The sequence below is a fragment of the Mycobacterium sp. NGS66 genome (assembly GCF_059812225.1).
Genome location: NZ_JCALCG010000002.1, coordinates 380,125 through 396,063, shown reverse-complemented (window position 1 = coordinate 396,063; position 15,939 = coordinate 380,125). Strand labels below are relative to the sequence as shown.

Below are 15,939 nucleotides of genomic sequence, written 5' to 3'. Positions count from 1 at the left end.
GCGAGCTGATAGCCGGCTTGGTCGGGTGAGTCCTGGTCCACGTGGCGCTTCACATGACGAGCGGATGGCGGCTGGGCACCGAATCCCAGGCGAGGACCCGGGACGTGAAATACCAGCCGCCGCGCTCGTAAATCAGTTCGTCCCGGAACGTCCCGGTGGCCCGCAGTGTGGTGTCGCCGTAGGCCACGGCGAAAAGCACGGCGACACAACGTTGGCTTGCGTTTACACCGTCGACCTGGATCTCGTGATCGACAGTGATCAAGCGCTGTCCGTCGCCGCCGTCGAACGCCAAGCGCAGATCCTGGAACAGTTCGCCGTCGCGCGTGTAGCTGGCGCCGGAGTGACGAAACGTGGCGATCCAACGTTCGCGGTTCCCGTCGGAGTAGGCCCGATTGTGCCGGGCGTCGAGATCCAGGATCGCAGCGCGGCCGGTGGCGGCCTGGAGCATCTGCTGTTCCTGATAGCTCATGGACATCTTTGCTCTCCAGACCTTAGAAACTTGACCTACCGGCTGACGATATATCCCTCATTTTCCCGATCCCAGGCATCCCGCGTTACACCTCTTTTCCGCAATAAGTCTTTACGTATCCGTCCGATCCCGTTCTTTGGAAGTTCATCAAGGATTTCGACGAATCTCGGCACACAGAAGTAGGGCATGCGGGCCGCGCAGAAGTCGAGCAGCTCCGCGTAATCCAACTCGGCGCCGGGACGAAGCGTCACCGCCAGCAGGATGTCGTCCTCACCCAACTCGCTGGGTACTGCGACCGCTGCTGCTTCGGCCACCGACGGGTGGCACATCACGACGGTTTCCACTTCGACCGAGGAAATATTCTCACCGCGCCGTCGGATCGAATCTTTGACGCGGTCTACATATGTCAGGTTTAGTTCATCGTCCAGCTTGCCGAGGTCGCCGGTGCGGAACCACTCGGGATGCGGATCCACGTGCAATTGCGGCGTGTCACCGGCATGCACGTACCCCTCACTCATCACGTGCGGGTATCGGGCCCGGCAAGCGATCTCCCCGACGGTTCCAGCGGGCTGCGGGTTGCCGTCCGCGTCGACGATGCGTACCTCGTAATTCGGGTTCGGGCGACCCGAAGTTCCCGGAACACCTTGTTCAGCAACGCTTTTGACTGCTATCGGAAAGGCCTCCGTCATCCCGTACATGGTAACGATGCGACAGCCGTAGCGGGTTTCGATGTCGCGGTAAGAGTGCGCCTGGATGGGCGCCGCAGAGATGAACCGCAACGGCAGCTGCCGGTCACGCGGATCGGGGGGCAGATTCTGCAGCATCGAAACCATCGCACCGGCCCCGGCGAAGCCGATGGCACCGTGGGCCCGCACGTCGTCCCAGACGGCCGTGGGGTGAAAAGCCCCGGCCAGCACCGTCGTTCCGCCGACCAGCATGGGAGCCAGCACGCTGGGCGCCGCACTGAGATGAAACAACGGCATCGCGGTCCACAGCACCTCGCCGGCACCGAATTGCCATGCCTCAGCGACGGTCGCCGCCACCGAGAAGAGGTAGTGCCACGTGGTGGCAACGGCTTTCGACGGCCCGGTAGTGCCCGACGTGAAGAACAGTGCCCCGACCTCACCGATCTCTCCGGTGTACTCCGGCAACGGGCGATCGATCAGCCGATCCAGGGTTCGGTCGAGCGAATCACCTTGCACTACAACGTCGGTCACCGTGTCCAGCCGGTCGGAGACTTCGTCGACACGGGACCGGCGATCGGCGTCGGTGAGAATCACCTTGGCGTTGGACAAGCGCAGGGTGTGCAGCAGGAAGTCACCTTTGTTGGCGGCGTTCACCGCCGCGGTCACCGCGCCGATGCGGGCCGCGCCCAGCCAGAAGTAGACCCACGCCGGGCAGGTGTTGGTGAACAGCGCCACGGAATCACCCTGGCGCACACCCAGATCAATGAGCAGGTTCGCCGCCGCGCAGGACCGCCGCCGCATCTGCTCGAAGGTCACGTCGGTCCCGTCGATCGACATCATCACGCGGTCGGGATACTGCTCAGCCCGCCGATCCAACACCGCAGGCACTGTGAAACGCTCGACGCCGAAATCGGAGGGCTCGAACAACTTTCACGCCTCGGCGGCCGCCGGGTCAGGCTCGCCTTCGGCGGTATAGCCGAAGTCATCCGGCGAGGGTTGCTTACCCGGGTAGAAGCGGTGCGCCCAACGGCGAAGGGCGGCATAGTCATGCGCCTCTTCAGGTGCCAGGTTCGGCTTCTCCAAATACTTCATGTTCTCCCAGGTGAAAAAGTCTTGCTTGATCACCTCTTGCTGCAGCGCCAGGAATTTGGCGGCGCGGCCGGTCGGCACGTCGCCGGTGTCGCCCGGCTCGCGAACGGAAGCCTGGGTGTAGAAGTAGTCGGTGTAGTCCTCGTCGACCGGTGTCTGCCCGGTGACCTGGACGGTGGCCACCAGCTCACTCGGGAAGCGAACAACGCCCAGCCCCAGCGAGTAGTTGTCGTAGATGATCTTGGCGTCGACCGGCCCGTTGGGCGTCAACCAGGTCTGCGCGCGGCCGCCGCCGAAGTGCGCGTTGACGGTGGCGTGCAGGTGATACCCCGACACTTCGAACGAGGCGGTGGTGGCCGGGTTGGCGGCCTTGTGCACGTACTGGACGTGGTAGGGGTCGGCGGCGTTCTCGATGATCATCTGCGCGTGCACCTTGACCCGGTTGAGCATCCGGGTGTGCGGGTGCAGCGGGTAATACTCGTCGGTTTCCAGCTCGGGCAGCACCGGCGGTTGCCAATAGGGCGCCCTGCCGTGCCGTTCGTGCCACACCAGGATGAAGCCGTACCACTCCACCGCCGGGTAGGTCCGGATGCGGACGTTGTTCTTGCAGCCGATCTTGCTGTACGGGATCAACGCGTTGGTGCCGTCGCCGCGCCAGCGCCAGCCATGCCACGGGCAGACGATGTTCTCGCCCTCCACGGTGCCGCCCACCCCGAGGTTGGCCCCTAGGTGCTGACAGTAGGCGTCGAGCACGTGTACCTGGCCGGAGGCGGTGCGGAACAGCACGAGCTCCTCACCGAAGTAGTGCGCGCGCTTGACGTCACCCGGGGCCAAGTCGGAGGCGAAGGCGACGATGAACCATCCCGTCGGGAAGCGGTACTTCGACAGGGCGATCCCGGCCGAGCCGAACTCCTGTTCCGACGGGTCTTTCGCTGCTTCGGAAGCCGAGTCCGACATCGTATGCGTCACCAGCACTCCGTTTCCGACAGGGCCGAACTTTCCGGGGCCGAACGCAACATGACCCGCGGTTCGACGACTAGCTCTATTTTTACTATCTTAAGCATTGAACGTCAACGCGGGCTCCCCTTGCCGGGGTCCGACCCGGAGCGAGGTTGGCCATGACGAGTGTCACCACAGATCTTTCCGACTTTGCCTTGTGGCGCAACGGTTTTCCCGATGAGCTGTTCGCCGAGCTGCGGCGCAGCAGGCCGCTTTTCCGGCATGACCTCACCCCCGGCGTCGCCAAGACCGTCGGGCGTGAGTTCTGGGTGACGACCAAGCATCGCCACGCGGTACGCCTGCACCGGGACGTCGATTCGTTCACCGCGGTCGACGGACCACTCATCCAACCGGTCGGCATGTTCTCGTCGTACCCGACGATCATCAATATGGACCCGCCCGGCCTGAACAAGCGCCGCAAGCTCATCTCGCACGCTTTCAATCCGCGGGCAATCGCCAAGCTGGAGGCCGGAATTCGGGCGCGCGCCGCCGGGATGATCGACGCCTTGCTGGCAAACGGCGGCGGCGACTGGATCGAGGGCGTGGCCGACGCGCTGCCGATGACGGTCATCGGCGACATCATCGGCATACCGGAATCCGACCGGCCCCGCATCTTCGATTGCCTGGACCGCATCCTGAAGGCCAACTCGCCGGACGCGCGGCCGAACTGGGAGGACTACACCGATCTCTACGCCGACATCTTCGGGTACGCGATGGAGCTCACCGGGGAAAAACGGCGCAATCCCGCCGACGACATCTGGAGCACGCTGGCCAGCGCCGTCGTCACCGGTGACGACGGCGAGGAGTTCCGGCTGCCGGCCAACGAACTCGAGTTCTTCTTCTTCGTGCTGGCCTTCGCCGGCAGCGACACCACCAAGAACGCGCTGGCCATCGGGCTGCAGGCGTTTGTCGCCAATCCCGACCAGATCGACCGCTATCGCGAGCAGGAAGCGCTGCGGCCCAGTGCTGTCGAGGAGGTGCTGCGCTGGGCGTCACCGGTGGCGTACTGGACGCGTACCGCGAAGGTCGACATCGAGATGGACGGGGTGGCTATCCCCGCCGGTGCGCGGGTGGTGTCGATGCTGCGGTCGGCCAACCGCGACGAGGAGGTCTTCGAGTCGCCGTTCACCTTCGACATCGGACGACAGCCCAACCCGCACGTGGCATTCGGCGGCGGCGGTCCCCACCACTGCCTGGGCGCGATGCTGGCGCGGGCCGAACTGCGCGCGGTGTTCGACGAGCTGCTGCTGCGCTGCGATGACATCGCGGTGGGCCCGGCCAAGGTGGCTTACCCGAATCTGACCACCAACATGTCGATCTACGACGAGATGGCGATATCGCTTACCGCACGCTGAGTCTGATTGCCCGACTCCTCACTCGCGCCGTCCGAGCGCTCGCCGTCGTCGGGCGTCAGTCGCGTAGCTTCAGCGCGGCCTTCGGGCACTGCTCGACGGCGGCGCGCACGTCGATCTCGCGGTCTGCCGGCACCTCGCCCTCGGCGATCTGCACTACGTCCTCGTCGCCGAGTTCAAAGATGTCCGGGGCGATCGATTCGCAGAAACCGTTCGCCTCACACAAATCCGGGTCGACGATCACACGCATCAGATACTCCCTCCATCCGCTGTACGGTATACCTCTCTCTGGCGTCGGCTTCCATGACCGCCATTTCGGATCTTGCGGATGAAGTCGGCGATCCGGCCACACCTGCCACTCGTGTACCAGAGAAAGCGGCCATGTCGCGCTCGCCAATGCGATATCGCGGGCGATACCACGTTGCAAAATGACTCGCCCAGCACCGTAGGGACTGGCGTGGCTGATGTGACCGGTGGGTTTCCCGCCGGTGCACACCAATTGGGGAGCAACGGTGAAATGCCTTGCTGTGCAACGTAGTTCACACGCCGCTTCCTACGCCCCCGCCGGCCGTGTCCCGATCACCTCATCGGCGGCCAGCCGCGCCAGCTCTTCCTCGCTGACTGCACACCGATCGCGCAGCACTTCTGCGTTGTGCTGACCGAGCAGTGGCGGCGGCCGGGCCAGCCACCGGTCCTGGCCGGCCAGCCGGGCGAACGGCGGACAGGGATAAAGGCCAGCCCCGGTGCTCGGATGGACAAGTTGCTCGAAGAATCCCCTAGCGCGCAGTTGCGGGTTCCGCGTCACCAACGACGGTGACACCACCGGAGCGGCGGGAATTCCCGCGGCAGCCAGACGCTCGACGGTCGACTCCAGCGGCTGCCCGGCGAACCAGTCGCCGAGCCGTGCATCGATCTCGTCGGCCCGCTCGTGCCGTTCGGCCACGGTGGACATCCCCGCATCGCACCAGGACGGCCGGCCCATCAATTCGACCAGCGCGCGCCATTGTTCGTCGTCTTGCACGGTGATGGCAATCCAGTCATCCTGTGGGCCGGCGCACCGGTAGATGTTCTGGATGGCCGGGCCGTGGCCGCGGTTGCCCCGCCGACTCAGCGTCACACCGAACACCTCGTGTGCGATCGGCTGGAGCGCGGTGACGTTGAGTACCGTTTCGATCATCGGCAACTCGACCTGCTGGCCGCTGCCCGTGCGGTCGGCGAAGTGCAGCGCGGCCAGCACCGCGAACGCGGCATGCACCCCGGCCAGTGGATCGCACGCACCGCGCGGCGTCACCGGGGGGTTCTCCGGCAATCCGGTCACCCAGGCCAGGCCGGCCAGCTGTTCCATGGTGGGGGCGAAGCCAACTCGGTCACGCCACGGACCTTCCAGCCCGAACGCCGGCATCCGGGCGACGACGAGCTTGGGGTTCACCTGCAGCAGCACATCGGCGGTGAGCCCGAAGTTGTCCATTACGCGCGGGGAGAAGTTTTCGATCACCACGTCGGCGTCGGCGGCCAGCGTCTTGAACAGACGGCGACCGTCGTCGGAGTTCAAATCCAGTGTCACGGAACGCTTGTTGGTGTTCATCGCATGGAACACCCAGCCGTACTCCCACCAGTCGTCGACGTCCTTGCGCATGCCGCCCGAGTAGCGGATGCCGTCCGGCCGCTGAATCGACTCCACCTTGACGACGTCGGCACCGAATGCGGCCAGCACATGGGTGGCGGCCGGTCCGGCCCAAAACGCCGTCAAGTCGACAATGCGAACACCCTCGAGCGGCAGCCCGCGCGGCACTTGGGCTGCCTTGTGTTCCGTTGCAGGCAAAGGTGTTTCGTCGTTATCCAAGCCGACGGCCGGGGTACTGCGCACCGGCGCGGGCGCGCAGTGCGACATCAGCCATGGTGGGCGGGGCTGGTGGAAGCCGGCGGGGTTGCCGACGAACACGCCACGTTCGGTCACGTAGTCCATGTGGCGGATCGTGGAGCCGTTGCCCAGCGCCGCGATGGGCAGCCGAAACAGCTGACCGAGTTCGACGATCTCCTCGACGGTCCGTTCGGCCATCCAGGGGCCGATTTGCTCACGGATGAAATCGCGGTAGGCCCAGCGGCCGATCTGGAATTGCAGCTGTTCGATCTCCGCGAGCTGCGGGCATTCGACCATCGCGGCGAAGTCCAGCCACTGTTGACCGGTGACCATCGTGATCCCGACATAGCCGTCCTTGGCCCGCTCGATCGAGGGGACTTCGAGGGTGCGGCGGATCGGCGGCACCTGAAGCAGCTGGGAATGCAGCCATTCGCTGCTCTGCATCAGGGTGATCGCCTCGAGCATGGACAGGTCGAGATGCTCACCCGGACCGCGGCGCTCGACGCGGCGGCGCACCGCCAATGCGCCGAATGCGGCGAACACGCCACCCATGTACTCCCCCAGGTCGCCGCCGATCGCGATCGGCGGCCCGGCGGGGTCACCCCGAAATCCCGGCGAGCCCGCCCAGGCTTGCAGGGTGAACTCAGTCGCGGCGCGGTCGACGTACGGGCCCGTCCAGCCGAAGTCCGAGATTGTCACGACGACGGCGTGCGGGCTGTCGGCCAGCAGACACTGTGGATCGATGCCGAGCTCCGCCGCCTGCGACGGCCCCGCGGTGACCACCACGACATCGGCCGCGGACAGTTCGGCGCGGAACCGATCCGAACCCGGAGCGCAGGTGAGGCTGCGTTTGCCCGCGTTGAGGTAGTTGAAGAGCGGCGAGTCGGCGCCGGACGGCACCGGCACCCCGTCAGCTGACCACCGGCGCAGCGAATCTCCTTGCGGCGGTTCGATTTTGCGTACGTCAGCGCCGGCGTCGACCAACAGTTTCCCGCAGTAACCTCCGGCGATACGGTCGCTGATCTCGATGACGCGCAATTGGTCAAGCGGCGGATTGCCGGAACCGCGACTCACCCGGCTATTTATATCATTACTGCTAAGATAGCTAAGCCTGTCGAGTACGTAGTGGCGATCGCAAGCGCGGCGAAGCCGGGCGCAGCGGGTCGCCACGCCGCACTCAAACCTGCGTGGCAGGTCGGCACCCATCAATCGAGCCTGCGAGGATCGGATGACCGCTCTGGGAATTGGCCCTGACGCCCGTCGCCGATTGTCGGCGCCCAGGATCGCTGAGATCGTAGCCGACGAGCTGCGTCGTCAGATCATCGACGGCGAGCTCGCCGACGGCGATCTGCTGCCGCGTCAGGAAGTGCTGGTCGAGCAGTTCAACGTCAGCCTGGTCTCGTTGCGGGAAGCGTTGCGGATCTTGGAGACCGAGGGCTTGGTCTCGGTCCGGCGCGGCAACCGTGGCGGTGCCGTGGTACATGCGCCGGCCAAGACCAGCGCCGCCTACATGCTCGGTTTGCTGTTGCAGAGCGAGTCGGTGGCGGTCGCGGACCTCGGTGCGGCGTTGCAGGAGCTCGAGCCGGCATGCGCCGCGCTGGCCGCCCAGCGGCCGGACCGCGCGGACACGTTGATACCCGAACTCAAGCAGATCAACGACTCCATGGCCGAGAATCTGGAAGACGGTCGCCACTTCACCGAAATCGGCCGAAAATTCCACGATCTCATCGTCCGCGGCTGCGGGAACCACACCATCATCGCGGTCGTCGGCAGCCTGGAGTCGCTGTGGACCAGCCACGAGCAACGCTGGGCCGACGAGAGTTCGGCCCGTGGCACCTATCCGTCGCTGGCCAAGCGGCGCGCGGTGCTCAACACCCACATCAAGCTCACCGAGACGATTGCGGAGGGCGACGTCGACCGGGCCCGCCGGATCGCGGGCCGGCACCTCGCCGACGCTCAGACCTATGTGTTGTCGGGAAGCGCTGACCAACGTATTTATGCGCTGTCGCCGCAGGCTCTTTCACGTTCGGGGTCCCGCCCGCGGGATGTCCGGCGGCCATAACCGCCCTTGAGCATGCGAACCGCACTGGTGACCGGCGGCAGCGGTGGGATTGGAAAAGCATGCGGTCGCAAGCTTTCTGAGCTCGGCTATGACGTGGTGCTGGTGGCGCGACGCGAGGGACCGTTGCGCACCACCGCCGAACAGCTCGGCGCGCGCCATATCGTCGCCGACGCGTCCGACCCGGCTGACTTCCAGAATGCGATAAGCGCTTTGGAGACAATCGATCTCGTCGTTCACGCCGCCGGTGTGCTGGGCGGAACCTACGCACGTAAGCAGACGTTCGAGCAGTGGCGCACGATCATGGCGGCCAATCTGGACTCCTGCTTCGTGGTGACCTCCGCGGTGCTGCCGCGGATGCGCCCGGGCGGCCGGTTGGTGTTTATCTCGTCGTCCGCGGCGCACGAACCGATGATGGCGCGCACCGCCTACTCCGCGACGAAGGCCGGCATGAATGCCTTTGCCCGCGCGTTGGCGCTCGAGGTCGACCGAGACGGCATCAGCGTCCACATCGTGACTCCGGGACCGGTGGAAACCGAAATGCTGCAGGACGTCCCCTTCGAGATGTACGCGATCCAGGTATCCGACGTCGCCGAGGCGGTCGCCTGGCTGGACACCGTCGACCCCTCGGTCGATCTGCCGGAGATACGGCTGAACGCCGTGCGGCGCGGTCCCTTCGCACGTCCACCGATCGTGCCCACCGAGGCGCGCCGGCGCGCGGCGCTCAATTCGCCGCGGAAACCGGAAACTCTTTGATCACCGATTCACCGAATTCGGCCAGCGACTCCGGGGCGGCGAAGTCGGCGAACCACACGTAGAAGCGCTCGACCCGCTGGGCCGCCAGGCTGCTGAAGTGCTCGATCAACTCTGCAGCGGTGCCGCAGACCAGCCCCGGCCCCAGCTGGCCGAATCGGCGGGTGCTCACCTCGCGCACAGCGTCTGGATCGCTGCCGGAGCGGGCGAAGCCCACCGCTTGCTGAACCGAGATCCGCGCCGGATCCGCGGACGCGGCCAACCGGGGCAGCCGGTCCAGATGATTCGCTTGCAGGTTCCACCAATCCGCGTATTTGCGAACCAGTTCCATCATTCGGCGTCCGCTACCCCCCAGCACCAGCGGTATCGGATGCGTAGGCCGGGGAGATTGACCGCGGCCCGAGGCGCCGTCCGCCCAATACTGCCTGATCAATCCCAGGCTGCGGTCCAGTTGCGCCACCCGGGTTGCCAAATCCTGTTGCGCCACATCGAATTTGGAGAATTCGGCAGGCCAGGATCCGGCTCCCAGCCCGAGCTCGAATCTGCCGCCCGAGGCTTCCGAAAGCGTGACGGCCTGCTTGGCCAGCACTGCCGGATGCCGGAACGCGTCACAGAGCACCAGATGGCCGATCCTCAGCCGGTCCGTCTTGGCTGCTACCCATGTCGCGATACCCATTGCCTCCCAAATGCTTTCATCGGGCTGACCGGGCGCCTCGAGGTGGTCGATGAACGCCAACCCGTCGAAACCGCAGGCTTCGGCCTGGCGCGCTCGCAGCACGAACTCGGCCACGGGCAACCGCACCTGCGGGAGGAAGAGATACCACTCGACCATGTGTGTCACCTACGTCTTGCCCGATGGTCCGATTGCACCCGAGTCGCTAGTTTACTATTTTTATTATGTTAGGGGTCTTATGGACGTCGCACTGACTTCGCAGCAGCTGGCGCTGCGTGACACCGTGCGCGACGTCCTGCGTGCCGAGTGTCCGACCAGCGTCGCCCGCCAGGCGATCACCGACCCGGAACGCTGGCGCGCGTTGTGGAAGACGGTCGTCGACCTCGGCTGGACGGAGCTGGCGGCGCCCGACGCCGACGCGGAGTTCGGACCCGTCGAGCTCACCGTCCTGCTCGAGGAATGCGGTGCCGCGATCGCGCCCATCCCTTTGCTGACCAGCGTGGGCATGGCCGCAGGGGTGTTGCGGGCCTGCGGCGGCGCCTTTGACGACGTGCTCGCCGAAATCGCGAGCGGGGTGGTCGCAACCCTGGCTGTCCATGCCCCTGGCGATCGGCTGCCGGGTATGCCGATGACGCTGCGCCACAACCGGCTGAGCGGACGTGCCGTCGCTGTCCCGAACCTCTCGCGCGCCGAGCTCATCGTCACGCCGGCCAGTTCCGATGCCGGGCCGGTGGTTGCGGTGGCCCGCTGCGGTGACGGCATCACCGTCCACGCGGGCGAGTCCACCGACCCCACCCAACCGCTGGCGGACGTCGATGTCGACACCACACCGCTGACCACAGCGACGATCGCCGATGTCGCCTCGGTGCTCGCCGCACCGCTGGTCGCCGCGGCCTCCGACTTGCTCGGGGTGGCAACTGCGGCGCTGCACCGCTCCGTCGAACACGCGAAGTCCCGACGGCAGTTCGGTAAGCCGATCGGCGCATTCCAGGCGATCAAACATGCCCTGGCCGACAACTACGTCGCCGTGGAACGCGCCCGCAGCCTCACCTACGCGGCCGCCGCCCGCCTCGGTATGGACGAGGCCGGCGCATGGACCGCCGCGGCACTGGCGAAGGCCGCGGCCGGCGAGGCCGCAACCGGCTGTGCGCGGACCGCGGTGCAGGTACACGGGGCACTGGGACAGACCTGGGAACACGACAGCCACTTGTTCGTCCGGCACGCCTGGCAGGGGGCGGCGATGCTGGGCGACAGTCGCGCGCTCTACCACGCGGTGGGGCAACGCTTCGCTGGAGGCGCGGCATGACGTCAGCGGTGGTCGAGGAATTCGTCACCTGGTTGGCGGAGTTTCTGCCGCATGACTACTACCAGCAATATCCGAAGTACCGATGGGATCTCGCGCTGCGCCGTGACTATCAGCGGGCCGCATTCGAAGCCGGCTGGATCCAGCCCACCTGGCCCCGCGAGCACGGCGGGCGATCACTGGGCTTGCGCGATGCCATGGAAATCCGGCTCGCGGCGGCCACGCGGTCAGCGCCCAAGCTGCCCAACATCGCCGGGCCCAACGTCGCCGCCCCGGGCATTCGCCAGTTCGGGACTCCCGAGCAGATCGACCGCCTGCTGGTCCCATTGCTGCGCGGCGACGAATGGTGGGCGCTGGGCATGTCCGAACCGGAAGCCGGGTCCGACTTCGCCGGGCTGCGCACCCGCGCCGAACGCCACGGTGACATGTTCCTGGTCAACGGTCACAAGATCTGGACCACCCAAGCCCACCTGTCGCGGTGGTGCACCCTCTACGCCCGTACCGATCCCTACGCGCCGAAACACCGTGGCATCTCTTGTCTGATCCTCGACCTGCAATCGCCCGGGGTACGTATCGAACCGATCCGGATGGCGTCGATCTCCGACGAGACGTTCTGCGAGGTCTTCCTCGACGACGTCGAAGTCCCGGTGACCAACCTGCTGGGCGCGTGCAACGACGGCTGGCACGTCGCGCTGTCGTCGTTGCAGCATGAGCGCCAGATGATTTGGATCATGAACTGGGTCGAGATCAACCGCGGCCTGGAATCGATCCGCGGCGCTTGCGGCGCCGGGAGCTCCGACCTCCACGCCGAACTGGGCCGGCTGCTCGCCGACGCGGAGGCGCTGCGGGCCACCGGCTACCGTGCTTTGGGCAACGAGCTCGCCGGACGGCCCAGCCCGGAAGCCGATATTTTGAAGCTTCTCGGATCGGTTACCTTGCAACGGGTTTGGGAACTGAGCGCGGTGGCCAGCGGGCCGCATTCGGCGGCTGACCCGGACTTGCTCTTCGAACGTCAGGATGCGCTGGCCGCGACCATCTACGGCGGCACGTCCGAAGTCCAGCGCAACATCATCGCCGAGCGGCTGCTCGGGCTGCCGAAGGGGTGACGACGATGGATTACGACCTTGGCGACGACGCGGCCGGATTGCGAAAGCACTTGCGGCAGTTGATCGCCGACCATATTCCGGCCGATTTCCTGGGTGCCTGCACCGACGATCCGGACGACCTGGCCACCACCGAGTCGTTTTGCAAGCTGCTGGCCGCCGAAGGCCTGCTGGCGCTGGCCTGGCCCAAAGAGCATGGCGGCGGAGGCGGTTCGGTCTGGCAGCAGACCGTGCTGCGCGAAGAGATGTGGGCCAACTTCGAACCCCGCGGGCCGCAGTACATGGGCATCAACTGGGTCGGCCCGGCGATCATGCGCTATGGAACGGCCGAGCAGAAGGCCAAGCACCTGTCGGGCATCGCGTCCGGCGAAGTCATCTGGTGCCAAGGATTCTCCGAACCCGAAGCCGGCACCGATCTGGCTTCGTTGCGCACTCGCGCCGTTCCGGACGGGCCCGACGGCACGGCTTGGCGTATCACCGGCCAAAAGGTATGGACGTCGTATGCGCGGATGGCATCGTGGTGTGTGCTGGCCGCCTGCACCCATCCCGACGCACCGAAGTCCAAGCGGCTCAGCCTGTTTCTGATTCCGATGGACCGCCCGGGTTTCACCGTCCGCGGTATCCCGTCGATGCTGGGTCCGCACCACCTCAACGAGATGTTCCTGGATGGGGTGCCGGCATTTCCCGGCGATGTGCTGGGCGAGCCGGGCGACGGCTGGCGGGTGATGCGTGAAGCGCTGGCTTTCGAACGGGTCGGCATCGCACGCTACGCACGATGCGAGTCGCTGCTGCATCGCATGCAGGCCCTGCTCGGCGATGACTGGGACAAGCTGCCGGAAACCATTCGCAGCCGGTGGGTTCGGTCGCTGGTCGACTTGCGGGTGGCCCGGCTGATGGCCTATCGAGCGGTGTCGCTGCAGGACGACCCGGCGGCGGGTGCGGCCGCCAGCGCCGCCCGCATCGCGACCACCACCTGCGATCAGCAGGTGGCCGAGTTGCTGTTCGACGTGCTGGGCCCGTCCGCGTTGGACAGCGGGAGCTCCGCGGCGCTGCACGGCGCGGTCGACGACCACTGGCGCTATGCGCAGGCGGCCACCGTGGCCTCGGGCACCATCGAGGTGCAGCGCATGCTGGTGGCCCGCGACGTGTTGGGGGAACATCGTTGAAAACCGAACTGCCACAAGATATTGCCGACTTCGCCGCCGTCGCCGCCAAGCGGCTGACCCGGTTGGGCGGACCGCAGGCAGCGCTCCGTGCCGAGACCGATGACGACGTTCGACGCGCGGCACGCCAGGCTCTGAGCGAGCTCGGCGCGTTCGAACTCGATGTCCGGTCGGGGTCTGACGACCTGCTGGCCGCGGCCGTGCTCTGCCAGGCGGCCGGCGCGACTGCCCTGCCCTATCCGCTGGTCGAGGAGTTGTTGAGCATTGACGGCGCTCGACTGGCCCTGGTGCATCCCGAGGCACCCCGCATCGACCACGGCGACCTGTCAGGTGAATGGGTCGCCGCCGACCTCGACGGCAACCGGTATCGACCACATCCCGGATCGCGGACCAACGCAAAACTCGGACCGTTCCTGGTGCCGGCAACTCTGAGCGGACCCGACGGCTGCGTTCCCGTCGCCGACGTTAATCTTCATCTGGTGCTGGGGTCATGGCGAATGTTGGGAGCAGCGCAGCGGTCGCTGGACATCGCGACCGAACACGTGCGAGCGAGGGTGCAGTTCGGTAAACCGCTGGCGGACTTTCAGGCGGTGAGGTTTGCCGTAGCGGACGCTTCCGTCGCGGTGCGGGGGCTCTACGAGCTCGCCAAATACACTGTCAGCCGGGCGGATTCAACGGCGGAGCAAGTCCAGGTGGCCGACGCGCTGGTGCTTCGGCTCAAGGCGGCCGACACCGCACGCCAAGTCCTGCGCACAGCCCACCAACTGCTGGGAGCCCTGGGATTCTGCGACGAGTCCGACATCAGCGTGCTCGACCGGCACACCCAGCCGCTGATCCGGCTCCCGCTGAGCGCCGAAGCACTCAGCCTGCGGCTGATATCCGACGTCCGCGACGGGTATCTGGAGACGCTCTTCAGCGGACCGGTACCGGTATGAGCACCCAACCCGTCGCGGCTTCGCCGGCACCGAACCCACTGGAAGAGGGAATCCCGTTCGGCATCAAGTTGCAGGAACTCGGCGAGCGGCAAGGCGACGCGCCCGCGGTGACCGTCGTCGCGTTGGACGGCAGCGCGCAGGCGCTGACTTTCGCCGAACTCGACGCCCAGGCCAATCAATGGGGCCGGGCGCTGGCTGCCCGCGGCGCGGAGACGGGTTCGCTTGTAGCCATTGCGATTCCGAACTCGGTACACCTGGTGCTGGCCACCCTGGGCTGCTGGAAGATCGGCGCGGTTCCCATACCCATGCACTGGGATCTGCCCGAGTGGGAGCGCAACCGGGTACGTGCGGTGATCGACCCGGCCGTGGTGGTCGACGACCAGAGCCGGTGGGAGCTGGCCGCGCTGGCTTCTGCTGAACCGGAAAACCCGCTGCCCGCAGCGATTTCCCCGACCGCAAATGGCATCTGCAGTAGCGGTTCCACCGGCGTTCCGAAAGTGATACTCAACCTGGCGCCGTCGTTGTGGACACCTCAGCAGGGTGAGCCCTTCCTGTCGAACTGGACCCCGGTGGCCAAACCGCAGACCATCATGGTGCCCGCGCCGATGTATCACACCAACGGCTTCGCCACCTTCCTCATGCTGTTGGGCGGCGACCACCTGGTGATCCTCGAAAAGTTCGATGCGGCATTGTTTGTGGACACCATCGAGCGCTTCCGGATCACCAACTTCACCGCCACACCGACGATGCTTGCGCGCGTGGCCGCCCTGCCCGACATCCGACAACGCGACCTGTCCAGCATCGTGTTCATCCTGCAGGGCGCCGCGGTGATGCCGCCGTCGCTGCTGCGCACCTGGTTTGAGCTGCTCAGTCCCGAACAGATCGTCACGGCCTACGGCATGACCGAGAATCTGGGGCTCACCGCGTTGCGCGGCGACGAGTGGCTGACCCATCCCGGCAGCGTCGGCCGCGGCTTCCGCGACACCGAGATCCGGATCCTCGACGCCGACAAGAATCCAGTCGGCCCCGGCGTGGACGGCGACGTCTACCTGCGTGCGCCGATGAGTGCCGGTTACCGCTATCTGGGTGGCGCGCCACCATTGCCGTCGACCGAGGACGGCTTTCGTTCTGCTGGAGACATCGGCCACCTGGACGAGGACGGCTACCTTTACATCACCGACCGGCGGGCCGACATGATCATCACCGGCGGCGCGAATGTCTTTCCCGCAGAAGTGGAATCCGCGCTATCCGGACACCCGGCGATCGCCGACGTCGTCGTCATCGGCCTGTCCGATCCGCGATGGGGCCGCCGGGTGCATGCCGTCGTGCAACCGGCCGGCCGGCTCACCGAGCAAGAGGTGATCGAGTACGCCAAGGGCCGGCTCGCCCCGTATAAGGTGCCCAAGACGGTGGAGTTCGTCGACAGTATTCCGCGTACCGCCGCGACGAAGGTCAATCGCTCGGCGATGATCGCAGCGCGGGAGGGATGAGTCT

At 66.2% G+C, this 15,939-nt stretch carries 14 protein-coding genes; 8 read left to right on the top strand and 6 right to left on the bottom strand.

What is annotated here, in order from left to right:
- Positions 1–49: 49 nt before the first annotated feature.
- From AC5Y2L_RS06350 to AC5Y2L_RS06340, 3 genes are read right to left on the bottom strand one after another with little or no spacing between them, the layout of a single operon-like run.
- Positions 50–475, bottom strand: coding sequence for a nuclear transport factor 2 family protein (locus AC5Y2L_RS06350; protein WP_499933928.1), 426 nt, complete (start codon positions 473–475; stop codon positions 50–52).
- Positions 476–504: 29 nt separating this feature from the next.
- Complete coding sequence (locus AC5Y2L_RS06345; RefSeq protein ID WP_499933927.1) at positions 505–2,082, bottom strand: AMP-binding protein; 1,578 nt, start codon at positions 2,080–2,082, stop codon at positions 505–507.
- A gap of 3 nt (positions 2,083–2,085) precedes the next feature.
- Entirely contained in the window at positions 2,086–3,213 is a 1,128-nt protein-coding gene (locus tag AC5Y2L_RS06340) for an aromatic ring-hydroxylating oxygenase subunit alpha (protein WP_499933926.1), read from the bottom strand.
- Between the two features lie 149 nt (positions 3,214–3,362).
- Here AC5Y2L_RS06340 and AC5Y2L_RS06335 point away from each other — a divergent pair, with 149 nt between their 5' ends.
- On the top strand, positions 3,363–4,598 hold the full coding sequence (locus tag AC5Y2L_RS06335; protein WP_499933924.1) for a cytochrome P450: 1,236 nt from the start codon (positions 3,363–3,365) through the stop codon (positions 4,596–4,598).
- A 55-nt stretch (positions 4,599–4,653) separates the two neighbouring features.
- On the opposite strand, the gene AC5Y2L_RS06330 is transcribed toward AC5Y2L_RS06335, so the two are convergent.
- Positions 4,654–4,845 (bottom strand): ferredoxin, encoded by a 192-nt coding sequence (locus AC5Y2L_RS06330; protein WP_499933923.1) that lies wholly within the window; start codon positions 4,843–4,845, stop codon positions 4,654–4,656.
- 303 nt (positions 4,846–5,148) lie between these two features.
- Positions 5,149–7,530, bottom strand: a complete 2,382-nt coding sequence (locus tag AC5Y2L_RS06325) for a CaiB/BaiF CoA-transferase family protein (protein ID WP_499943688.1) — start codon at positions 7,528–7,530, stop codon at positions 5,149–5,151.
- Between the two features lie 154 nt (positions 7,531–7,684).
- Between AC5Y2L_RS06325 and AC5Y2L_RS06320 the strand changes: the two genes are divergently transcribed.
- Entirely contained in the window at positions 7,685–8,518 is an 834-nt protein-coding gene (locus tag AC5Y2L_RS06320; RefSeq protein WP_499932451.1) for a FadR/GntR family transcriptional regulator, read from the top strand.
- Between the two features lie 12 nt (positions 8,519–8,530).
- The gene (locus AC5Y2L_RS06315) at positions 8,531–9,271 is read left to right on the top strand and encodes an SDR family oxidoreductase (RefSeq protein ID WP_499943687.1); all 741 of its coding nucleotides are present in this window, start codon (positions 8,531–8,533) and stop codon (positions 9,269–9,271) included.
- Here AC5Y2L_RS06315 and AC5Y2L_RS06310 read toward each other — a convergent pair.
- Complete coding sequence (locus AC5Y2L_RS06310; protein ID WP_499932455.1) at positions 9,240–10,100, bottom strand: LLM class flavin-dependent oxidoreductase; 861 nt, start codon at positions 10,098–10,100, stop codon at positions 9,240–9,242. The genes AC5Y2L_RS06315 and AC5Y2L_RS06310 overlap by 32 nt on opposite strands.
- Positions 10,101–10,179: 79 nt before the next feature.
- Here AC5Y2L_RS06310 and AC5Y2L_RS06305 point away from each other — a divergent pair, with 79 nt between their 5' ends.
- Genes AC5Y2L_RS06305 through AC5Y2L_RS06285 form a run of 5 tightly spaced genes read left to right on the top strand, consistent with a single transcriptional unit; the run spans position 10,180 to position 15,935 of the window.
- Entirely contained in the window at positions 10,180–11,247 is a 1,068-nt protein-coding gene (locus tag AC5Y2L_RS06305; protein ID WP_499932457.1) for an acyl-CoA dehydrogenase family protein, read from the top strand.
- Positions 11,244–12,350, top strand: a complete 1,107-nt coding sequence (locus AC5Y2L_RS06300) for an acyl-CoA dehydrogenase family protein (protein ID WP_499932459.1) — start codon at positions 11,244–11,246, stop codon at positions 12,348–12,350. Before AC5Y2L_RS06305 ends, AC5Y2L_RS06300 begins: the two co-directional genes overlap by 4 nt.
- Positions 12,351–12,355: 5 nt before the next feature.
- Complete coding sequence (locus AC5Y2L_RS06295; protein WP_499932461.1) at positions 12,356–13,513, top strand: acyl-CoA dehydrogenase family protein; 1,158 nt, start codon at positions 12,356–12,358, stop codon at positions 13,511–13,513.
- On the top strand, positions 13,510–14,445 hold the full coding sequence (locus tag AC5Y2L_RS06290) for an acyl-CoA dehydrogenase family protein (RefSeq protein ID WP_499932463.1): 936 nt from the start codon (positions 13,510–13,512) through the stop codon (positions 14,443–14,445). Before AC5Y2L_RS06295 ends, AC5Y2L_RS06290 begins: the two co-directional genes overlap by 4 nt.
- Complete coding sequence (locus AC5Y2L_RS06285) at positions 14,442–15,935, top strand: class I adenylate-forming enzyme family protein (RefSeq protein ID WP_499932465.1); 1,494 nt, start codon at positions 14,442–14,444, stop codon at positions 15,933–15,935. Before AC5Y2L_RS06290 ends, AC5Y2L_RS06285 begins: the two co-directional genes overlap by 4 nt.
- The last annotated feature ends 4 nt before the right edge of the window (positions 15,936–15,939 follow it).